We start from the raw sequence: 21,848 nt of genomic DNA on the forward strand, positions 1-21,848 counted from the left end.
TGATATGAAAGTTGAAATCTTCACTGACGGCGCCTGCAAAGGTAATCCAGGTGCCGGAGGTTGGGGAGCGTTACTGCGTTTTGGTGAGGTAGAAAAGGAGTTGTTTGGTGGTGAGGCCAATACGACCAACAACCGGATGGAGTTGATGGCAGCGATTCGCAGCCTTGAAGCGTTAACTCGCCCTTGCGAGGTGGTGTTAACCACCGATTCACAGTACGTGAAACAGGGTATCAACCAATGGTTGGCCGGATGGAAAAAAAACGGCTGGAAGACATCTGCCCGACAGCCGGTTAAAAATCAGGATTTGTGGCAGGCGCTCGATTCGGCTTGTCAGCAGCATCATATCGAGTGGCAGTGGGTCAAGGGACACGCGGGACACGAAGGTAATGAAAGGGCCGATCAACTGGCCAATCGCGGTGTAGAGCAGGTGACGTCATGAGGCAGGTGGTACTTGATACGGAAACCACGGGTATCGGTGAGGGTCACCGTATTCTGGAGATTGGTTGTGTAGAGGTGATTGAGCGGAAGCTGACGGGGCGTCATTATCACCAATACATTAACCCCCAGCGTGACATTGACCCTGAGGCACAAGCCGTTCACGGCATTAGCATGGAGTGGCTAGTCGAACAAGGCTGTCCTGTGTTTGCCAATGTGGTGGATGAGTTTCGTGAATTCATCGCGGGTGCTGAACTGGTCATCCACAATGCTGCGTTTGATATTGGCATGATGGATCACGAATTCCGCTTGCTGGGTATGCCCCGTACGCTGGAATTTTGTACCTCGCTCGATACTCTCAAACTGGCTCGCGAGATGTTTCCGGGCGCACGGGCATCCCTGGACGCCTTGTGCAAACGTTTTGATATCGACAATAGTCACCGGGAGTTACACGGTGCCTTGCTGGATGCGGAGATTCTCGCTGACGTCTATTTGATGATGACGGGGGGGCAGACGGATCTGATGTTGTCGGTAGACGATGACAATTCGGCTGATGGTGAAATGCTTGATCTCAGTCTGTTGCAGGCTCTGGCGGCAGAAGCTGAACTGCCGGTGATCCTGGCCAGTGCTGACGAAGTTGCCATGCATGGCCGGATGCTGGATATGATAGACAAAAAAAGTGAAGGATCCGTCTGGCGTCGTGGGGAGCCTGGCTGATCGTGAATGGCTGACCAATGATGTTGTTATCATTGGTCAGCCTGGTCTGGGAAAACCCATCAGAGCCAGAAGGTGACCGCAATAAAGCCAACACCTGTCATCACAATGGTGTAAGGCAACGCCATGATGACCATCTTGCCATAAGACAGGCGGATAAGTGGCGCCAGGGCAGAGGTTAGCAGGAACAAAAATGCCGCCTGGCCATTGGGTGTTGCCACGCTTGGGAGATTGGTTCCGGTGTTAATGGCCGTTGCCAGTAGGTCAAACTGTTCGCGGCTGATATGACCAGCATCCAGCGCTGCCTTGACTTCGGAAATATAGACCGTGGCGACAAAGACATTGTCGCTGATCATCGACAGAACCCCATTGGCCAGAAAGAAAACACCTGGTTGAGCTGATGGCGAGACGTTGTTGGTATCCAGAATCCAGCTGATGATGGGTGTAAACAGATGCTGGGTATGAATGACGGCAACAATACTGAAAAACACCACCAGCAAAGCTGTGAATGGCAGGGCCTCTTCAAACGCTTTGCCAATCTGATGCTCTTCGATAATGCCATTAAACGTGGTCAGCAAGATAATGACTGCGAGACCAATCAGGCCGACTTCGGCCAGGTGGAATGCCAGTCCAAGCACAAGCAGCAGGGCAACGATCGCCTGGACGATCAGTTGTGCCGCATGTTTTGGCGTCATCTGGGCGTTTTGTTCGTTATCAAAGTCTTGCAAAATGCCACGAACGTCATCGGGCAGCAGCGTGCCATAACCGAACATCGCTGTTTTTTCCAACAATATGCAGGTGAGTAGGCCGGCGGCCAGGACGGGCATGGTCACTGGTGCCATGGTGGTGAAAAAGTCAAAAAACTCCCATCCAGCCACTTTGGCAATCAGTAGATTCTGAGGCTCACCCACGAGGGTGCAGACACCGCCCAGTGCAGTACCAACCGCACCGTGCATGAGCAGACTGCGCAAGAAAGCACGAAACGTGTCGAGATCCTGACGGTGATGCTCTTTCAGATCTGAGTCCGAACCATGGTCGTGAGCTGTATTGGACAGTTTGCCGCTGGCGACCCGGTGGTAAACATTGTAGAAGCCGACGGCAACACTGATCAGAACGGCAGTTACCGTCAGCGCATCCAGAAATGCTGACAAAATTGCGGAGACTATACAGAACAGAAAAGACAGCGCTGTTTTTGACTTCACGCCAAGCAGAATCTTGGTGAACGCATACAGCAGCAGGTCTTTCATGAAATAAATACCTGCCACCATAAACATCAGCAACAGGATAACCGGGAAGTTATGAAGGGCTTCCTCGTAGACAACTTCAGCAGGGGCCATATTAAGCAGAATGGCCTCTATGGCCAGTAATCCACCGGGCTGGAGCGGGTAACATTTTAATGCCATTGCCAGAGTGAAGATGAACTCCACGATCAGAAGCCAGCCAGTAATGTACGTGCCCAGCGTATAAACGCTGACAATATTAAACGCCAGAAAGGCAATAATCGTCTTCTTGTACCACTGGGGTGCGTTCCCCAGAAAGTTATTTATGAATGCAGAGGGTAGGTTCGCGGTCATGCTTCATTCCTTGGTCGTCTCCCTTTTGGGGGTCGAGGCAATGTAATGGGTTTTCAATTATTTGCAACTTGTGTCCAATACTTAGAGGACTATCCGTGTACTATCCGCAGTTGTAGGGGACATCTATTTAATCCTGCACGACTCTGCGCGAGTGTTGCCGGTGATCAGGGCAAGGCGGCGAATGCCGCGAAATGACGAGTCCTTTTCAAGTTCGCCAACACCGCTCTGGACGGCGGCAACCCGCGCCCTCCGGGGGCTGCCGGATGATCTCGACTCTGTGTCGCCGACGTTTGACTTGACCTGTCAGGCCTGCAAGTCGGCTTCGTGATTCGGCACCATCCGGTAGCCCAGAGTGAGCACCGGATTAAATAGATGTCCCCTGTAGCACAGTTGTGGGTATAAAGACCCTGTGCATGGCTCTGTCCTGCAAACGGGCTGCTATTTCACTTCAATGTCGCAAAACTTTCGCGATTAATATATGAAGTGGATAGAATGGCGGTAACAAATGTTCACAGAATACGACAAACACTCATGGCAGAACTAATGATCGGAAGCGAAGAGTCAACGTTTGCAGTGTCGTTGAACCTGGTAAAAGCCGAGGTAGCCAACGCACTGGATCAGGCAGCAGCACAGCTGGATGTGTATTCAGAAACCGGTAGTCCAGATCAGTTGCGCGCATTTTTTGCCGAGGTTCAGCAGGTGCGCGGCACCTTTAAAATGCTGGATTTTCGTGCTGGCGAGCGTATGTGTGAAGAGTTTGCAGAAACCGGTCGGTCAGCTCGTGGAGAGCGGCTGTCGGATCAGACCTTGACGATATTTACCCAGGCAATCGTATTCCTGAAACGATTTGTCGATTTATTGGGGGCGGGTTATCCGCTGTCACCCAGTTTGCTGGTGCCATCAATTAACCAGATTCGGCGGGAGCGTAACGATGCGCCTCTGCCGGAAGCCTACTTCTTCCTGGTGAATTTACGGCCGCGCGTGGTCATGCCGAAGCTGGAATCCGGCATGATGCGTTTCCCGTATCGTCGTGCTCGTCAGATGTACCAGCTCGGGTTGCTCGGCCTGATGCGTGGTCAGGGGCGACGTGGCCCGGTGCTGGTTATGTCACGCGCCATCAGTCGCTTTGAAAAAGCAAGCCGGGGCGGCGCTTCCTGGTTGTTTTGGCATACCGTTATGGGCGCGCTGGATGCCTTGTCTCAGCAATCATTTGAGATGACGCCAGCGCGTCTGATTCTGCTGGGGCAGCTTGATAAACAGGTGCGCCACGTTCAAGACACCGAAGGCAAGGCGTTTGCCGAAAAGCAGCCAGATTGGCTGCTAAAAGAATTTATTCATATCGTTTCTCTGGCCCAGCCAGATTCTGATTTGATTCGCGTCATTCAGGAAGAATTTCAGCTTGGCCGTGGCGTCAAGGAATCCCAGTTGGTGGAGTTCCGCAGTCAATTGCGTGGCCCGGACAGTGCTGCGATGGAATCCCTGGCGACGGCACTTCAGGAAGAGCTACAGATCATTAAGGATCAGATTGATCTGGTGGAACGAATTGATATTACGGAAGAAGATTTTGATGACCTGTTGTCATCATTGTCACGGATTGGCGACACACTGATGATCACCAATCAGACACCGCCTGCCAGCCGCACCCTGGCTCTGGTAGAACAGTTGCGGGCAGCCGGTTCCAGTGGGCTGAAAGATAACGCAGCCAGTGTGGCAGACAGTATTATCCGGCTGGAACAGGATTTACGTGCCATATCGCACAGTGGCCTGGATACCAAGGCGCTGGTTGACCCGATCAGCTTGAGAGAGGCCCGTATTGCAGTAGTGTCAGAATCCATGACGGCGCTGGCGATGATCAAACGGGCGATAGGCAGTTATCTGGAGTCGGATGGTGATCACCTCCACGTTAAAAATGTGGGTAAAAGCCTGCTCGACGTGGCCGGGGCCTTGTTGTTTCTGGATAAGCGGCCAGCACATGATGTCCTGTTGGCACTTAATACGTTTATTACGCAACAGGTACTGACTGCTCGGGAACCGATTGCAGAACATAAAATGGAAGCATTTGCCGATGCGATAACGGCAATTGAATATTTCCTCGATACTCTTAATGGTCAGTCTGCGGGTGCTGATGAGGCGATTCGACTGGCGCAAGAGAGTCTTGTGCATCTGCAGAGCTGATTAATATGTTGCACGATACCCTGATCAGTTCTCTCGGTTTTGTTATTTTTCTGATTCTCGTCATTGTGGCGTTTATGTGGTTGGGGAAATCCTGGTTTATCCAGTGGCTCAAAGGTACAGCCGGAATGCTGATGTTGTTCGGTGGCTTCTTGCTGGTTTATGTCATTCTGGATTTATGGAGTTACGATCAGGCGCATCCGGATGTTCCGGCGCTGACGGTCAGTGTTTATCAAACCGGCGAGCAGGTTTACGACATCAGCCTGGTTGATGAAGAAGGTCTAGAAGAACGGTATGTCCTGCATGGTGACCAGTGGCAGCTGGATGTGCGACTGCTGGCCTGGTATGGCCCGTTTGATGCCTTGAGTGCGGCGCCGATGTATCGGCTTGATCGCTTGTCTGGGCGGTTCTTGTCACTTGAGCAGGAGCGAACGGCTGAACGAACGGTGTTTGAGTTGTCGACGCCCGGGGTTATTGATGCGTGGAGCATGATCAAAAAATTCGGGTTCTGGTTACAGGCAGAGATGGGGAGTGCCGTCTTTATGCCCCTGGCGAACGGAGCGGTGTATGCGGTTTATATTACCGATACTGGTGTTGCTGCCAAACCTTTGAATGATGTTGCAGAAAAAGCGCTAGGTGGCGACTGGTAAAGGCGGATAAAGTAACTGGTCAGAAAACGGGCGCTAGCCCGTTTTTTTGTTTTGATCGATCAGGCTGGAAACAATTCGCCAATTTTGGTGGCCAGCATCATATCGCCTTCGACGCGTAATTGACCGGACATAAAGGCTTGCATGCCATCTGTTTCACCGCTGGCGATACCGGCAAAGGTTTCGGTGTTCATAACCAGGGTGACATCAGCATCATCATTCTCACCTTCGCCAACGGTGCAGGTTCCGTCTTTGATGGTGATGTAATAATCATCGCCGTCTTCAATACTGAACTGGAAAGTGGCATTCAGATCGTCAGCGGCATCTGAATCGAAGCGGTTGTTCAGTGTGTTGATAATATCTGCGACGGAAGTCATTGGCTTGTTCCTTTATTGTTAGTGTCATGCACTGACTTTTGGGTATCTAAACGAGTTAGCAGTGGTTTGTTTAACCATGGCAACACTCTATGTGGCACTTGAACAAGTGTCAACTTGAATTCAAACGACCGTATGAATTCGGGCGATTATTCCCGGTTGGCAACTTGTTGCTTAACCGGGTTCAGGTAGACTAGCTGTTTTACATTTAAGGAATCGTGCGTGGAATTTCTTGCCGACTACGGGTTGTTTTTGTTGAAGACTGTGACCATTGCCGGAGCGATTATTTTGTTGCTCGGGGCGGTAGCCAGTATGGGTATGCGTCATAAGTCGCGTACCGAAGGGGAGTTGGTCGTCAAGCGGCTGAATGATGATATCGAAGAGTACAAGGAAGTGATTGAAGATGCGGTGCTGGAGAAAGATGAACTAAAAGCCTTGCACAAGCAGCGCGACAAGGAAGACAAGGCGGAGGAAAAAGCCGAGCGCAAGCGGGTCAAGGATGGGCTGGAGTCTAAATCGATCAAGAAAAGAGTGTATGTTATTGATTTTAATGGTGATGTTCGAGCCAGTGAAGTCGATCTGTTGCGGCATGAAATTACCGCAATTCTAACCTCCATTCGACCTGATGATGAGGTAGTACTACGCCTCGAAAGTGCCGGTGGTATGGTGCATACCTATGGTCTGGCTGCGTCCCAGCTGAAACGGATTCGCGACAAGGGTGTCACGCTGACCATTTGCGTGGATGAAGTTGCCGCAAGTGGCGGATATATGATGGCGTGTCTGGCCAATCGTATCGTGGCAGCGCCGTTTGCACTGGTCGGCTCCATTGGCGTAATGGCGCAATTGCCCAATTTCAATAAATTGCTGAAAAAACATGATGTCGACTTCGAGTTGTTTACCGCCGGAGAATACAAACGTACGGTGACCATGTTCGGCCAGAATACAGCCAAGGCTCGGGACAAATTCCAATCTGATCTTGAGGAGACGCACACTCTGTTCAAACAGCATATTCAACGTTATCGTCCAAGGCTGGATATGACCGCCGTTGCTAATGGCGATGTCTGGTACGGCCAGCAGGCGGTTGAGTTGAAACTCATTGATGAGCTGGGAACCAGCGATGACTATATCGTTGATGCCTGTGCGAATTCGGATGTTTTCAGTGTTCGTTATGAATACCGAAAGACACTGCAGGAGCGGATCGGTTTTGCTGTTCAGGGAGGAATTGGCAAGGCGGTGACCACAGTGCTGAACCGGGTGCAGCAGCAGGCGGTCAGCAAAAGCTGATGATGGTGAGGGACGGGGTGTTAGCCCCGTCTGGCAGGCTGTTGATGTTCTACCTGCGTTGCCACTGCGGTGTTAAAAACAGGCTCAAATCGGTCATTTGTCAACCATAAGCTCCCTTTTCTCCTGTTTTTGCCTTGCATTGACTGCTTCGAAAACAAAAATCAACGCCCCCTAGTCCCTTCTCAGTTTGTCGCTGACAGCAATCGGATTGGGGTAGTTAAACACCACGATATAACTCGATACCACGAAGGTGATAATGGCCGTTGCTTGTATCAGTAGTGAGCCACGTTCGGTGAGCAAGTCACTTTCGACAGCTACAAACCCTATCAATAACGAGAACTCGCTGATTTGTCCGAGACGAAAGCCCACGTCCCAGGCCAGGCTGGTGCGTTCGCTGAAACGTCGGAGCAGTATTCTGAAGGCGACGGGTTTCAGTGTCAGCACGACGATGGCCAGGGCGATGGCGCTGAAGGCGACGGAAGACAACATGCCAAGGTTGAGGCCGGCTCCGAGGGCAAAGAAAAACATCACCAGGAAAAAATCGCGCAACGGCTTGAGGCTGATGGCAATAAACTGGGCAATGGGGCTTGTGGCGAGTGTGATTCCGGCAATAAAAGCACCGATTTCATAAGTCAGCCCAACCAGTTGTGCGCCCTCCGCGAGTGCCAGACACCAACCAATCGCCAGAATAAACAAATACTCCTGATAACGATCAAAGCGGGTGATCAAGGGTAGCAAGATGCCTTTGACCGTCAGGTAGGCGACGCCGATCAGTAGCGGCAAGGCAAGAAATGGCTGCCAGACCGGCATGTCGCTCTCACCTTTCATGACGCCCAGAAGAATCAGGGTGAATATGGCAAGCATATCTTGCAACAGCAGTAATCCGACCATTAATTCGCCCATGTGCTTGTGGTGCAGAACGGTGGTTGGTAATAATTTCAGGCCGATAATAGTGCTGGAGAACATCAGTGCCAAGCCGATGATGATGCTGTCCATCTGGCTGTAGCCAAAAACCCAGGTAACGGCAAATCCGGCGATAAAGAAAAGCAGCGAGCTGACCAGCCCGACTGTGGAGGCCTGCCGCAAAACGGAAATGAGCGAACTGGGCTGCATGTCGAGTCCAAGCAAAAACAGCAGGAAAATAATGCCAATATGAGACATGTTTTCCAGTTGTTCCGGGTGTTCAATCCAACCCATGCCAAAGGGGCCAACCAATGCGCCAAGAGCAATGTAGGCAATTAACACTGGCTGGCGTGTGTATAAGGCGAAGGTAGCCAGTACAGAGGCACCTGCAAAAATCAAAAAAGTTGAAAAAACAATATCTTGCTGCATTTTTTGCCTCCTCTGCCAGATTACCAAGGTTACGTCAGCGGATCGGCAGCCGCCAGCCTGTTATGGCTTGATTTGTTGCCTATAGCGAGTTGCTGAGTATTCGCCGATAAGGGCGGCGGTAATGACAGGAGATGAAAACAGCACAGGCTCCCGAAGGAGCCTGCAGGCAGGTTGACTCAATCAGCGAATCAAATCAGCGAGTGATACGTGCAAACAACGGCCGTTGTTCATCCATAGCGCCCTGATAAGGTTGGCTGAATGTCGAAAAAGCCGCCAGAGCGTACTCTTCTTTTTGGTCGTCGCGCAGAGCGTAGGAGCTGAAGCCGACTCGCTTCATAAAAAACAGTTGATCAATCAGTACGTCACCGACAGCCCGCAAGTCGCCGGCGTAGTGGTACTGATCGCGCAGCAGGCGGGCAATGGAGTAGCCCCGACCATCAGCAAACTTGGGGAAGTCGACGGCAATGACGGCAAAGTTACGGCACTGTTCTGCCACCATATCAGCAGTCTGGTCGCTGTTCAGAAACAAACCCAGTTTGCCGCGTGACGCCAGTGGTTGTAGCTCGGCTTGTTGGTGCGTCCAGCGTTCCAATGAAATCAGGCTGTATTCTTCCGCCATGGCGTTGTCTTCTATACGAGTCCAGGCATCGTTGGCTACAAACGCACCATCTTTAATCAGCTTTGCCATATACCGCCTCCTTGAATGTGTCATGACCAATACGTTTGTAGGCTTCCAGAAAGCTTTCTCCGGTGTGACGAGTCGCCACATACACGTCGAGCACTTTGGCGATAACGTCGGTCAGCTGTTCGCGTGAGAACGATGGGCCAAGAATCTTGCCCAGCGATGTCGGGCCGCGACCACCGGAGTTGCCGCCCAGTGATACCTGGTAAAACTCCTGACCTTTTTTATCTACCCCGAGAACACCAATGTTGCCAATGTGGTGATGGCCACAGGCGTTCATACAGCCAGAAATGTTCAGATCGATCTCACCCAGGTCATGCTGGTAGTCCAGGTCTTCAAAGCGCACCTGCAAGTCTTCGGCGATCGGAATGGATTTGGCATTGGCCAGGGCGCAGAAATCACCGCCCGGACAGCAAATCATATCCGTCAGCAGTCCCAGGGTGGGCGTCGCCAGTCCCAGCGTCTTGGCTTTTTGCCACAGGGTGAACAGTTGACGCTGCTCGACATTGGCCAGTACCAGATTTTGTTGGTGGGTAGAGCGCAGCTCACCGAAACTGAATACGTCAGCCAGGTCGGCAATCTGATCCATCTGTTCGGCCGTCACATCACCGGGAGGGGTGCCTTTCTGCTTCAGGGTCAAGGTTACGACGGCGTAGCCTGACTGCTTGTGCTCGCGCACGTTACGGCCCAGCCAGCGAACGAAAGCAGGATTTTCTGCTTTGGCTGTTACCAGTTCGGGCGGGTTGTTTTCCAGTGCAGCATAGGCAGGGTCTATAAAGTGTTTCTTGACGCGCTCCAGCTCGGCGGCTGTCAGTCGGGTGGCGGAATCCTTGATACGCTGCCACTCGGCTTCTACCAATTCGGACATGCGCTGAACGCCCAGTGCCTTGGTAAGGATCTTGATGCGTGCCTTGTACTTGTTGTCGCGACGACCAAACTGGTTGTAAATCCGAATCACGGCTTCCAGATACGTCAGCAAATCTTGCTCTGGCAGAAATTCCCGTACCACTTCGCCAATGATTGGCGTACGGCCCAGGCCGCCACCGACCAGCACACGATAGCCCAGCTCGCCCGCGTCGTTACGAATGATATGTACGCCAATGTCGTGAACTTCAGTGGCCGCACGGTCTTCGCCTGGGACGGCGTTGACGGCAATTTTGAATTTGCGTGGCAGAAAGGCAAATTCCGGGTGAAAGGTCGACCATTGACGGATGATTTCGCAGTATGGGCGCGGGTCGACAATTTCTTCGGCAACGACCCCAGCGTATTCGTCGGTGGTGGTGTTACGAATACAGTTACCGCTGGTTTGCACTGCGTGCATCTGTACTGCAGCCAAGTCGGCCAGGATTTGTGGGCAGTCTTCCAGTTTTGGCCAGTTAAACTGCAGATTCTGGCGGGTGCTGAAGTGGGCATAACCCTTGTCGTAGTCTCGGGCCACCTTGGCCAAGACACGCATCTGTTGGGCATTAAATGCACCATAAGGGATGGCAACTCGCAGCATGGGTGCATAGCGTTGCACGTAAATGCCATTCTGCAGGCGCAGCGGCAAGAACTCATCTTCAGCGATTTCCCCGGCCAGATAACGTTCAGTCTGACTTTTGAATTGGGCAACACGCTCGTTCAGGATCTGCTGATCGTACTCGTCGTATTGGTACATAGTATCTCGGTTGCTTTTTTACACTGGCGCACGGTCAGTGATGTTTATTAGTTGGGCGAACATTACCAAAGCCGCTTTATTCTTAAAACGACTATTTATCTATATCGTAATTACTTTTATGCCTTATATCGTTCGGCTAAACCGAACAAGTCAGTCTGAGATGATGTGGGCCGATGTGATGGCTAAATCCGGGATGTCGCTGAAGATGGCGTTTACGCCCATTGCGATCAAGGCGTCTGCTGCTGCTGTATTGTTGACGGTGTAAGCGCGCACGCTGAAGCCGCTGTTGTTTAATGCCAAGATTGCAGCTTGATCCACCAGTTCGGCGCAAAAATGTAATCCCTCGCAGTCAAGTTGTTGCAGCCGCAAAACGGCATCGGCAGGGATGGCTTCGGTCAGCAGTGCGCGTGGGATGGTGGGCAGGGCAGCCCGAACGTGGGTCAGGGCGAGTGGGTTGAAGGAGCTAAGCAGGAGCTGGCTGGCGATATGGTTGTGACGTGCCTGGGCTGCCTGTAGTGCAATCACCAGGGCATCGACAGTTTCCGCTTCACGGCCAATAACCGGTTTGATTTCCAGATTCAGATTTATCGACTGTTCGGCGGCCCAGAGCAGCAAGGCTTCGAGTGTAGGAATCTGCTCATTATGAAATTCAGCGGCAAACCAGCTGCCAGCATCCAATCGCTGCAGTTCGGCCAGTGTGTGATTGAGCAGCCAGCCATGACCATTACTGCAACGGTTCAGTTTTTCATCATGAAAGATCACGGCCTGGCCATCAGCGCTCAAGGCCACATCCACTTCTATCCATGAAGCACCGGCGTCGCGGGCCTTACGAAACGCGGCCAAGGTGTTTTCCGGTGCCAGGCGGCTGGCTCCTCGATGTGCAATCACCTTGCTGGTAATCATGCAGTGGCACTCCGAATAATATTAGACGGATAAATGGGTCCATTGGCGTCGCTGCCAAATCATACTGTAAATCAGTGATAATCCTGCACGCTGCAAGCCTTGCAGTGCCCATACCCCAATCAGCCCAAAGCCGAAGACTGGCCCGACCAGATACGCCAGTGGCAAAAATACACACCACTGCATGGTCAGATTGATTTTCATCACCTGACGACTGGCGCCCGCCCCCAGTAATGCCTGGGTCAGCACCATCGCAGTGACTTCAAAGGCGATAAAAATACCAGTGATTTGCAATGGCACAATCCCCGCCTGAACCAGCCCCGTCTCGTTGGTGAAAATTCTCAGTATCCATTCCGGAAATACCCATAACGGCAAACCAAGCAAGGCCAGCGTAAAACTGGCCACTCTGACGACTTCCCATCCCCAACGATGGGCGTCCTTGTGGTTGCCAGCACCGAGCGCATGACTGACCAGACTGGTCGCAGCAATGCCCATACCAACCGCAGGCAGAATCAGCACCAGCTGCAGGCTGATCAGTATGTGGCCAATGGCCTGTTCCTGTGTGCCGATCTGGCCGATGATCCAGAACAAGATGCTGATACCAAGGGCAAACAAGGCTTGTTGGGCCGAGTTTGGCCAGGCCAGTCTGATCAGCTGCAGCAGTGTTTGCCGGGTGGGGAATTTGATCTGACCCAGACGCTGGCGCTGATTGGTAAAGGTCAGCCAGGAATACATGGCGCTGCCAAATACCAGCGCCATGGCAGTGCCAATACCGGAGCCTACAGCACCCATGCCTTGCCAGTTGCCGACTCCGAAAACCAGTACGTAGCTGAGCGAAATATTGACTGCGTGCATGATCAGCAGGACCTGCAGGTAACGGCGGGTTTCACTAATGCCGCTCCAGTAGCCCCGATAAACAAAGTTCATCGCTACTGCAATCAAGGCCGCAGTGCGCCACTGAAAATAAGGTGTGGCGATGGCGGCGACGTCGCTATTGGTGGTCAGTGCTGGCATCAGTGTGGGAGCGAGGAAGATAAACAGCAACGACAGTGGTGCTGCCAGCAAGACGGCTGACAACAAACCGGCCATCAGCGGTTCGTGTAGTTTATCGGTTGCGCCAGCACCAATGCGGCGGGCAATCAGTGCTTGTACCGCTGCAGATAGCCCCATGACGATAGAGACCATCATAAACGAGGCATAACCACCAACGCCGACGGCAGCCAGCGCCGCATCACCCAGGCGACCGACCATGGCGGCATCAATCAGGTTGATCAGGCTTTGTGACAGCATGGCGCCGATAATGGGCAGGCCGATACCAAATATACGACTCAGGCGCTGTGGCTCAACCTGTAACAGTCGCCCGAGCCAGCGATCAGCAGGCATCAATCAGCGATCGTAGTTGAGGTTAGGGGCGAGCCAGCGCTCCATGGTCTCGAGATCCATCTGCTTGCGGGCCGCTATATCCTCAACCTGGTCTTTGCCGATTTTCCCCAGGCCAAAATATTTGGCGTCCGGGTGGCCCAAATACCATCCACTAACGGAAGCTGCCGGACTCATGGCAAAGCTTTCGGTCAGGAATACGCCGGTGTTGGCTTCTGCATCCAACAATTTGAACAGGGTGGCCTTTTCGGTGTGATCCGGGCAAGCCGGGTAGCCGGGAGCCGGGCGAATACCCTGATATTTTTCCTTGATTCGTTGTTCGTTATCCATTTGCTCATCCGGGGCGTAGCCCCAGATGTCCTGACGGACTTGTTCGTGCAGGTACTCGGCAAATGCTTCGGCCAGGCGATCGGCCAGTGCCTTGATCATGATGCTGTTGTAGTCGTCATGGCTGGCATTGTAATTTTGCGCCAACTGTTCGGCCTCGATGCCGGCGGTGACCACAAATGCACCCATGTAATCCTGTTTGCCATCGGTCAGCCTGGCTTCCGGAGTGACAAAATCCGCCAGTGAATAATTGGGCTGATCGTTTGGCTTGTCGGTTTGCTGGCGCAGGTGATGCAGCACCGCCAACTCCTCCGCTGGATTGTCAGGGTTGAAAATCACGGTGTCGTCATTGCCGCGTTTGGCGGCAGGCCACAGGCCGATGACAGCGCGGGCGCGGAACAGTTTGTCATCCACGATACGTTGCAACATGGCCTGGGCATCCTTGAACAGATTGGTGGCGGCTTCACCAACCACTTCATCTTCCAGGATGCGGGGGAATTTACCGGCCAACTCCCAAGACATGAAGAAGGGCGTCCAGTCGATGTAATCGACCAGCTCGGCAACATCAAAATGATCGAATACGCTGATACCCAGCCGGTTGGGGGTGACAGGTTGGTAGCTGTCCCAATCACAGTTGAAGGCATTGGCCACGGCTTGTGAATAGGGTAATAGAGCCTTGGCCTTGCGATTGGCATTACGCTGCCGTACGTGAACGTATTCGTCGCGAGTGGCGGCAATAAATGCAGGCTTGGCTTCCGGGGTGACCAGTTTCTGGGCAACGCCGACAGCGCGGGAAGCATCTGCCACGTAGATGGTAATGTCATTTTTGAACTGGGGTTCAATTTTTACCGCTGTGTGGGCTTTAGACGTTGTGGCGCCGCCAATCATTAAGGGGACATGGTAGTCCAGGCGCTGCATTTCACGGGCAACGTGAACCATTTCGTCCAGTGATGGCGTGATCAGGCCAGACAAGCCGATGATATCGACGTTCTCTTCTTTGGCGACCTTGAGGATTTTTTCGGCAGGCACCATCACGCCCAGGTCAATCACTTCAAAGTTGTTGCACTGCAGTACCACACCAACGATGTTTTTACCGATGTCGTGCACGTCGCCCTTGACGGTAGCCATCAGGATTTTGCCTTGGGTTTCAGACTTGCCGTTTTTTTCTTCTTCGATGTAGGGCAGCAAGTAAGCTACTGCCTGTTTCATGACGCGGGCGCTTTTTACCACCTGCGGCAGGAACATTTTGCCGGAGCCAAACAGGTCGCCAACCACATTCATGCCATCCATCAGCGGGCCTTCGATCACTTCAATCGGCCGTGCAAACATTTGGCGGGCGGCCTCGGTATCTTCTTCAACGTAGGCGTTAATGCCTTTGACCAAGGCATGAGTCAGTCGCTCTGTGACTGGCAGGGTGCGCCATTCTTCGGTTTCTTTCTCCGCGACCGAGCCATCGCCACGGTAGTTTTCGGCGACCGCCAGCAGGCGGTCGGTGGCATCGTCGCGGCGATTGAGGATGACGTCTTCAACCAGCTCTTTTAATTCGGCCGGGAGATCGTCGTAAACCGCCAGCTGACCGGCGTTAACAATGCCCATGCTCAGGCCATTTTTTATGGCGTAATAAAGGAAGACAGAGTGGATGGCTTCGCGCACCGGGTTATTGCCCCGGAACGAGAATGAAACATTGGAAACACCGCCAGAGATCTTGGCGTGGGGTAGGTTTTTGGTAATAAACTGACAGCTGTTGATGAAATCAACGGCGTAGTTGTTGTGCTCTTCAATGCCGGTGGCAACGGCAAATATATTCGGGTCGAAGATGATATCGGCTGGATCGAAGCCCACTTCATCGACCAGAATACGGTAGGATTTTTCACAAATATCGTTCTTGCGGGCTTCAGTATCTGCCTGACCTTGTTCGTCGAACGCCATGACCACCACCGCCGCGCCGTAACGCAGACAGCGTTTGGCTTTTTCGACAAACTCTTGCTTGCCTTCTTTTAGCGAGATGGAGTTGACCACCGCCTTGCCCTGAATGCACTTCAGGCCAGCTTCGATGATTTCCCATTTGGAGGAGTCCACCATGATCGGTACGCGAGCAATATCCGGCTCGGCGGCAATCAGATTCAGGAAGCGCACCATGGCGGCCTGAGAATCCAGCATGCCCTCATCCATATTGATGTCGATGATCTGGGCGCCGTTTTCTACCTGTTCACGAGCTACCGTCAAGGCCTGGTCGTAATTCTCATCGACAATCAGGCGTTTGAATACCGCTGAGCCTGTGACGTTGGCGCGCTCACCGACGTTAACAAACAGGCTGGTTTCGTCAAAGTTGAACGGCTCCAGCCCGGCCAGTCGGCAGGCCGGCTTTATCTCTGGAATAACCCGTGGCGGGTGTTTTGCCACCGCTGCGGCAATCGCCTTGATGTGTGCCGGTGTGGAGCCACAACAGCCGCCCAGAATGTTGAGGAAGCCGCTGGCGGCAAATTCTTCAACGATGGCGGCCATTTCTGCCGGAGTCTGGTCGTATTCGCCGAACTCGTTGGGCAGGCCGGCATTCGGGTGGGCGGAAATAAAACACTTGGCCTTGTTGCTCAGCTCTTCAATGTGAGGGCGAAGCTCTTCTGCTCCCAGGGCGCAGTTCAGCCCGATAGTCAACGGCCGGGCATGAATCAGCGAATTGTAGAAGGCTTCGGCGGTTTGGCCTGACAGGGTGCGACCGGACGCATCGGTAATCGTGCCGGAAATCATGATGGGTAATTCTTCGCCGCGCGCTTCAAAGACTCCTTGTACCGCAAAAATGGCGGCCTTGGCATTGAGGGTGTCGAAAATGGTTTCAATCAGAATCAGGTCGGCACCACCATCCATCAGCGCTTCGGTGGCTTCGGTATATTCGTCAACCAACTGATCAAAGGTGATCGCCCGGTAGCCGGGATCATTGACGTCCGGTGAAATTGAGCAGGTCTTGCTGGTCGGGCCAAGTACTCCGGCAACATAGCGCGGAATGCCCGTCGCAGCTTCCACTTCGTCACAGACGCTGCGGGCGAGGGCAGCAGCTTCGCGGTTTAATTCCGGTACCAGATCTTCAAGCTGGTAGTCTGCTTGCGAAACTCGGGTGCTATTGAAAGTGTTGGTTTCGAGGATGTCAGCACCGGCCTCCAGGTACTGGCGGTGGATGCCAGCGATAATGTCAGGCTGGGTCAATACCAGCAGGTCGTTGTTACCCTTGATCTCCTGGCTCAGGTCGGCAAAGCGCTCGCCGCGATAGTCTTTTTCTTCCAGCTGATGCGACTGAATCAGTGTGCCCATACCACCATCCAGGATGTGGATGCGCTGGGTAAGATTCTCTTTTAACTGCTGGATGCGACGTTGGCGACTGACGTTGGACATTGCTCTTTGACTCACTCGGATGAACTGCAGATCGACATTAAAAAAGGCGCAAGATTATATCAGAGGTGCATAAGATTGTCTTATCCAACTATTTTGGTGGGGTATTTCGCTACCTACGGGGTTTCGTTACAATGGCGGTCAGTTTTGAGGATACGTTTATGACCGAATACGTAAAGATTACCCCGGATGCTGAAGTTTACCTGGCTGATTTGCTGAGCAAGCAGCCCGCAGCAGATATGTCCGTCCGTGTGTTTATCACTCAGCCCGGTACCCGTTACGCTGAAACCTGTCTGGCTTACTGTCGCCCGGAAGAAGTGAATGATAATGACAAGTTGCAGCAGATGGAGCTGCTCAAGGTTTACGTTGAGGGAATGAGTATTCCGTACCTGGAGGAGTCGATTATCGACTTCGCCAAAGATCGCATGGGCGGGCAGCTGACCATCAAAGCTCCCAATGCCAAGATGCCCAAGGTGACGGCAGACAGCCCGATTGAAGAGCGCATCAATTATTTGCTCTACACCGAAATCAATCCGGGACTGGCGTCTCATGGCGGCGAAGTCAGCCTGGTTGAATTCACTGAAGACGGTTTGGCTATTCTCAAGTTTGGCGGTGGTTGCCAGGGATGCAGTGCCGTGGATATGACCTTGAAAGACGGCGTCGAGGCCAGTCTGATTGCCAAGATTCCTGAGGTTCAGGGGGTTCGCGATGTGACGGATCATACCGTGACAGATCAGGCTTACTTCAAATAGGGCGGTCAGTAAAAACGCAGGCGTTCTGCCAGGCTTCTTCAGACGCCGGCCCCGGCCCCGACAGCTTGGCAGCGTTTTGGTGGTCGGCTTTCTGCTGATTGACGCTATCGCAGGTTTGTTAGGGTGACGGCAATATCTTCGCTCTCATTTTCTGTTCGACTGACCCGCACGACGGAGGCATCAGCAACCAGAGGGGTCGTCGTTCCGCCGCCGCTGGATATTGTCACCACACCCTGCTGTCCAGCTTCCAGGCCGCTGTCGGCATGACAGATCAGGCGGGCACCCGTGGTGCTCAAATCAATACAGGTCAAAGACAATGTGTGACTTTCTATCACCAGACTGGCTTCGGTGTTAACCGACATCCGGATGAAATCGCGTTTTTCGGAATAGTGATTACGCCAGCTCATGGCTGCCTCCTTGATAGCTTGCCGGTATGCGGCTTCTTCTATTATGCCAATCAGTATAGTTCAATATTCCCTGGTTACAGGACAAGTGGGGGATTGCATGGCGATTCGCTTGGCGTTAGTGTTCGCACCCATGTTGCCTGCCCCGTAGGGGCAACGATGGGTTGGTCCAGTGACACGGATATTTGTGTCTGGTAGTGGGCTTGCTTGTCGAGGTGTACCTCTTATTCTGAATGCTTTCCGGTGTTAGGAGATGCGAATGGCCGCGAATGTGCTGGTCATTGATGACGACCCCTCGGTGCTCGAGAGTATCGCCACGTTTTTAGTGGACTACGATTACCAGGTGGTAACTGCACCTTCCGCTGCAGCTGCCTGGCAAGAACTCGATCGTCATCATATTGATATTGCGATTTGTGATTTGCGAATGCCTGGTACCAGCGGTATCGAGTGGCTGGAGCAGCTAAAAAAATGCCGCCCCGAGCTACCAGTGATCGTGGTATCCGGTGCCGGGGTAATGGACGATGTGGTGCGAGCCTTGCGGCTGGGGGCTGATGACTTCCTGGTGAAACCCATACTCGATCTGGAAGTGCTGCATCATGCGCTCAGGCGGGCGCTGGAGCGTGCCGATCTTGAGGCAGAAAACATTGCGTATCGTGAGCATCTGGAAAAAACCAATACGGAGTTGAAGCGCGGTCTGGATGAGCTGAGAACCGATCAAATGGCCGGTCGTCAAATTCAGATGCGGATGTTGCCCGACCCCCTGAACTACAACGGTTTGCAATGTGACCATCGGATTTTTCCTTCACTGATGTTGAGTGGTGATTTTCTCGATTATTTTGAGTTGGGAGAACATCGGCTGGTTTTCTATATCGCCGACGTGTCTGGTCATGGTTCTTCATCGGCATTTGTCACTGTCCTGCTTAAAAATCTCACTTATCGCCTGCGGCGTAACTTTCGTCGAGGCTCCAGCGATGATCTGTTGCATCCGGCCCAGGTGCTCGAGCGGATGAATTCCGAGATGCTGGCAACCGGGCTGGACAAGCATCTGACCATTTTCTACGGCATACTGGATACGCGGGAGTTGGTTCTGGAATACAGCGTCGGCGGCCATTTGCCGATGCCGGCGCTGCTGGATGCCTCAGGTTGTCATTATCTGGAAGGGCGAGGCATGCCGGTTGGTTTGTTCCGTGAAGCAGAATACAAAACCATGCGACTGGAACTTCCTGATGCCTTCCGGCTTCTACTGTTTTCGGATGGTGTGCTGGAAATTATTCCCGCTGCCAGCCTGACAGAGAAAGAAGCAAGCCTGCTGGACATGGTTAAAGGCCAGCAGGGCGATCTGGACGGACTGACGTCTGTGCTGGAGCTGGAAACAGAACAAGCGTTGGAAGTTCCTGACGATATTGCGATGGTCTCTATTGGTCGAGGTGAACTATGACGTCGGGTCAGATCCAGGTAGCCCAGTATCACGGCGTCGAGATTGTGCGCCTGATAGGGGATGTGCGACTCAATCTGTGTGTCGCCTTTGATCGATACATTCGGCAGGTGCTTTCCGATGGCATGTTTGCCAATGTGTTGATCGACTTGTCAGCGGCTGAGGGCGTCGACAGCACGACGCTGGGCCAACTGGCAAAAATATCCATCGTAAGTCGGGATCGGTTTGATATCACCCCGACGGTGTTTTCCCCGGATCCCAGTATTACGCGAATTCTTATGAGCATGGGTTTCGACCATGTTTTTCATATTCTGGAAGAGCCATTTGCCAATGAAGCCGAGTTTCGGGACTGGGTAGATGATACGGTAGATGAAGAAGCCGCTCGCGATCAGATTATTTCAGCTCACAAGGTATTGATGGATCTTAACGACAGCAATCGCGATACCTTCAGTGAGCTGGTTGAAACTCTGGAATGCAGTCGAACCCAATAACCCATCAGGAGATTTTTTGTGGGCATCCGTACAGCAGCCATCATAGGTGGAGGCAGTTTTGGCACGGTCACGGCCAATATTCTTGCAGATAACAATATTCAGGCCATTCAGTGGTTACGAAATCAGGATATTGCGGACAGCATTAATCAACAGCACGTCAATGAACAATATCTGCCCGGTATCGCCCTCAACCCGTCACTCAAGGCAACAACGGTTATTGAAGAAGCAGTCGTTGGTGCAGATGTAATTTTTGTTTCTGTACCCAGCAAGTCCGTCAGAGACGTTATTTCCGGATTTGCTCATCTGATCAGCCCGCAACAAGCATTGGTCAGCACCACCAAAGGAATTGAACCCGACGGTTTTTTATTGATGAGTCAGGTCATTCGTGAGGTGTTCCCTGATAACCCGGTGGGTGTTCTCAGTGGCCCCAATCTCGCCAAGGAAATTGCTCGCAAGGAACTGGCAGGAACCGTTATTGCCAGTGAAAACAGTGACTTGCGTCGCGATATTCAAGAAGCCTTGAGTTGTGATTACTTGCGTGTTTACGCCTCCAATGATGTCTATGGCGTCGAACTGGGTGGGGCGTTAAAAAACATATACGCGATTGTTTCCGGCTTCGTGGCGGCACTGGGCATGGGGGAAAACACCAAGAGTATGATTATTACCCGCTCGCTGGCAGAAATGAGTCGCTTTGCGGATGCCATGGGAGCCAACCCGCTGACGTTTCTTGGCTTGTCGGGCGTGGGGGATCTGGTGGTGACCTGTATGTCCCCCCTGAGCCGCAACTTTCGTGTCGGTTATGCCATCGGCCAGGGTAAAACCCTTGATCAGGCGATCGAAGAGTTGGGTGAAGTGGCTGAAGGTGTGAATACCTTGCGCTATGTCAGGGCCAAGGCAGAAGATTCAGGTATCTATATGCCTCTGGTGATGGGTGCTTACGAATGTTTGTTTAATGGCGCCGATCCCGGAATGGTCGCTCGAGGGCTGATGACCGGTGAACATGCGTCAGATGTAGAATTTGCCTTACCCAAGCACGAAATCTAACAGGAGCGGGTTAAATGTCAGACGCGAATTTCAAAACCAATGTCACCTCAGATGCTTTTTGGCTTCGAACAATTTATACCGTTATCTTTATTGTTGTCATAAGACTCCTCGACCTGGTCTTGTTGCTGTCAACACTGGTGCAATGGGTGTCACGATTACTGACCGGCCATCCGCACAAGGAGTTGGGTGGTTTCTGCCAGGCGCTGGGAATTTACTACCAGCAGGTGGTGCATTACCTGACCGGCTGCAGTGACGAAAAGCCATTTCCCTTCCGGGAGTGGCCTTCAACACTGACTGCGACTGCGGAAGAAAACGTTCCAACGTCGCCCGATCAGTAGTCAATGATGATCCAACAATAAAGAAGCGCCTTGAACAAAAAGGCTGATATTTTGTGAAAATCTGTATAGTTCGCCATGGTTCTGCAGTCGTCGGGAGTCTTGATGATCAACATCGGGGTCTAACCGACAAGGGACGACATCAAGCTCAGGCCGCCGGAGGTTGGCTGGCGGAGCAGGAATGGCAGAATCCACAGATATGGGTCAGTCCTTATTATCGGGCCCAGCAAACGGCGGCGCTGATTTCAGAATCGATGCCATTAGATATGGAAAATCATGCTTCGCTGATACCGTCATCCGATGTTACTCCGATAGTGGATGAACTGATTGAACGGGACGGTGATGTGATTCTGGTGTCCCATTTGCCGCTGGTCGGACGATTGGCAGCCTATCTGGTCGAAGGGCAGGTATTTGATCAACCCTGGTCACCGGCTGAATGTTGGGTGTTGAGTGGTGATATTGCCGGGCCCGGTTGCTTGTCCGTAGAGTCAGTCTGGTATCCGGTACTGGAAGGACTCTGATATT

At 52.6% G+C, this 21,848-nt stretch carries 21 protein-coding genes; 12 read left to right on the plus strand and 9 right to left on the minus strand.

Annotation, left to right across the window (positions count from 1 at the left end; all coding sequences use genetic code 11):
• Window positions 1-4 precede the first annotated feature (4 nt).
• Together rnhA and dnaQ are read left to right on the plus strand one after the other, a co-directional pair.
• Entirely contained in the window at window positions 5-439 is a 435-nt protein-coding gene (gene rnhA, locus SOJ49_RS09365; protein ID WP_369857952.1) for a ribonuclease HI, read from the plus strand.
• Window positions 436-1,152 (plus strand): DNA polymerase III subunit epsilon, encoded by a 717-nt coding sequence (gene dnaQ, locus SOJ49_RS09370; RefSeq protein WP_369857953.1) that lies wholly within the window; start codon window positions 436-438, stop codon window positions 1,150-1,152. Before rnhA ends, dnaQ begins: the two co-directional genes overlap by 4 nt.
• A gap of 59 nt (window positions 1,153-1,211) precedes the next feature.
• Here dnaQ and nhaB read toward each other — a convergent pair whose 3' ends face one another.
• Complete coding sequence (gene nhaB / locus SOJ49_RS09375) at window positions 1,212-2,723, minus strand: sodium/proton antiporter NhaB (RefSeq protein WP_369857954.1); 1,512 nt, start codon at window positions 2,721-2,723, stop codon at window positions 1,212-1,214.
• A gap of 181 nt (window positions 2,724-2,904) precedes the next feature.
• Between nhaB and SOJ49_RS09380 the strand changes: the two genes are divergently transcribed.
• From SOJ49_RS09380 to SOJ49_RS09390, 3 genes are all read left to right on the plus strand, one after another.
• Window positions 2,905-3,051, plus strand: coding sequence for a hypothetical protein (locus SOJ49_RS09380; protein WP_369857955.1), 147 nt, complete (start codon window positions 2,905-2,907; stop codon window positions 3,049-3,051).
• 203 nt (window positions 3,052-3,254) lie between these two features.
• Window positions 3,255-4,898, plus strand: coding sequence for a hypothetical protein (locus SOJ49_RS09385; RefSeq protein WP_369857956.1), 1,644 nt, complete (start codon window positions 3,255-3,257; stop codon window positions 4,896-4,898).
• A 5-nt stretch (window positions 4,899-4,903) separates the two neighbouring features.
• Complete coding sequence (locus SOJ49_RS09390; RefSeq protein ID WP_369857957.1) at window positions 4,904-5,545, plus strand: hypothetical protein; 642 nt, start codon at window positions 4,904-4,906, stop codon at window positions 5,543-5,545.
• Between the two features lie 59 nt (window positions 5,546-5,604).
• Here SOJ49_RS09390 and SOJ49_RS09395 read toward each other — a convergent pair whose 3' ends face one another.
• Complete coding sequence (locus tag SOJ49_RS09395) at window positions 5,605-5,919, minus strand: SCP2 sterol-binding domain-containing protein (RefSeq protein ID WP_369857958.1); 315 nt, start codon at window positions 5,917-5,919, stop codon at window positions 5,605-5,607.
• Between the two features lie 219 nt (window positions 5,920-6,138).
• Between SOJ49_RS09395 and sohB the strand changes: the two genes are divergently transcribed.
• The gene (gene sohB / locus SOJ49_RS09400; protein WP_369857959.1) at window positions 6,139-7,200 is read left to right on the plus strand and encodes a protease SohB; all 1,062 of its coding nucleotides are present in this window, start codon (window positions 6,139-6,141) and stop codon (window positions 7,198-7,200) included.
• Between the two features lie 171 nt (window positions 7,201-7,371).
• Here sohB and SOJ49_RS09405 read toward each other — a convergent pair whose 3' ends face one another.
• The 6 genes from SOJ49_RS09405 to metH form a co-directional block, all read right to left on the minus strand.
• A complete protein-coding gene (locus SOJ49_RS09405) occupies window positions 7,372-8,532 on the minus strand; it encodes a cation:proton antiporter (protein ID WP_369857960.1) in 1,161 nt (386 codons plus the stop codon).
• A 193-nt stretch (window positions 8,533-8,725) separates the two neighbouring features.
• Entirely contained in the window at window positions 8,726-9,220 is a 495-nt protein-coding gene (locus tag SOJ49_RS09410; protein ID WP_369857961.1) for a DUF934 domain-containing protein, read from the minus strand.
• Entirely contained in the window at window positions 9,204-10,871 is a 1,668-nt protein-coding gene (locus SOJ49_RS09415; RefSeq protein ID WP_369857962.1) for a nitrite/sulfite reductase, read from the minus strand. Before SOJ49_RS09415 ends, SOJ49_RS09410 begins: the two co-directional genes overlap by 17 nt.
• 150 nt (window positions 10,872-11,021) lie before the next feature.
• Complete coding sequence (locus SOJ49_RS09420; protein WP_369857963.1) at window positions 11,022-11,774, minus strand: glycerophosphodiester phosphodiesterase family protein; 753 nt, start codon at window positions 11,772-11,774, stop codon at window positions 11,022-11,024.
• Window positions 11,775-11,795: 21 nt separating this feature from the next.
• A complete protein-coding gene (locus SOJ49_RS09425; protein ID WP_369857964.1) occupies window positions 11,796-13,154 on the minus strand; it encodes an MATE family efflux transporter in 1,359 nt (452 codons plus the stop codon).
• Between the two features lie 3 nt (window positions 13,155-13,157).
• Window positions 13,158-16,865, minus strand: coding sequence for a methionine synthase (metH, locus tag SOJ49_RS09430; RefSeq protein ID WP_369857965.1), 3,708 nt, complete (start codon window positions 16,863-16,865; stop codon window positions 13,158-13,160).
• Between the two features lie 158 nt (window positions 16,866-17,023).
• Here metH and nfuA point away from each other — a divergent pair, with 158 nt between their 5' ends.
• Window positions 17,024-17,614 carry a Fe-S biogenesis protein NfuA gene (nfuA, locus tag SOJ49_RS09435; RefSeq protein WP_369857966.1) on the plus strand — a complete coding sequence of 197 codons (591 nt, stop codon included), beginning with the start codon at window positions 17,024-17,026 and terminating at the stop codon, window positions 17,612-17,614.
• Window positions 17,615-17,718: 104 nt separating this feature from the next.
• On the opposite strand, the gene SOJ49_RS09440 is transcribed toward nfuA, so the two are convergent.
• Window positions 17,719-18,021 carry a PilZ domain-containing protein gene (locus SOJ49_RS09440; RefSeq protein WP_369857967.1) on the minus strand — a complete coding sequence of 101 codons (303 nt, stop codon included), beginning with the start codon at window positions 18,019-18,021 and terminating at the stop codon, window positions 17,719-17,721.
• 256 nt (window positions 18,022-18,277) lie between these two features.
• On the opposite strand from SOJ49_RS09440, the gene SOJ49_RS09445 reads away from it, so the two are divergent.
• From SOJ49_RS09445 to sixA, 5 genes are read left to right on the plus strand one after another with little or no spacing between them, the layout of a single operon-like run.
• The gene (locus SOJ49_RS09445) at window positions 18,278-19,456 is read left to right on the plus strand and encodes a SpoIIE family protein phosphatase (protein ID WP_369857968.1); all 1,179 of its coding nucleotides are present in this window, start codon (window positions 18,278-18,280) and stop codon (window positions 19,454-19,456) included.
• The gene (locus SOJ49_RS09450) at window positions 19,453-19,944 is read left to right on the plus strand and encodes an STAS domain-containing protein (RefSeq protein ID WP_369857969.1); all 492 of its coding nucleotides are present in this window, start codon (window positions 19,453-19,455) and stop codon (window positions 19,942-19,944) included. Before SOJ49_RS09445 ends, SOJ49_RS09450 begins: the two co-directional genes overlap by 4 nt.
• Before the next feature lie 18 nt (window positions 19,945-19,962).
• Window positions 19,963-20,988 carry an NAD(P)H-dependent glycerol-3-phosphate dehydrogenase gene (locus SOJ49_RS09455; RefSeq protein WP_369857970.1) on the plus strand — a complete coding sequence of 342 codons (1,026 nt, stop codon included), beginning with the start codon at window positions 19,963-19,965 and terminating at the stop codon, window positions 20,986-20,988.
• A gap of 14 nt (window positions 20,989-21,002) precedes the next feature.
• Complete coding sequence (locus SOJ49_RS09460; protein ID WP_369857971.1) at window positions 21,003-21,326, plus strand: DUF4389 domain-containing protein; 324 nt, start codon at window positions 21,003-21,005, stop codon at window positions 21,324-21,326.
• Window positions 21,327-21,379: 53 nt separating this feature from the next.
• The gene (gene sixA / locus SOJ49_RS09465) at window positions 21,380-21,844 is read left to right on the plus strand and encodes a phosphohistidine phosphatase SixA (protein WP_369857972.1); all 465 of its coding nucleotides are present in this window, start codon (window positions 21,380-21,382) and stop codon (window positions 21,842-21,844) included.
• Window positions 21,845-21,848 lie beyond the last annotated feature (4 nt).

This window comes from Candidatus Thalassolituus haligoni, from assembly GCF_041222825.1.
GTDB lineage: Bacteria > Pseudomonadota > Gammaproteobacteria > Pseudomonadales > Oceanobacteraceae > Oceanobacter > Oceanobacter antarcticus.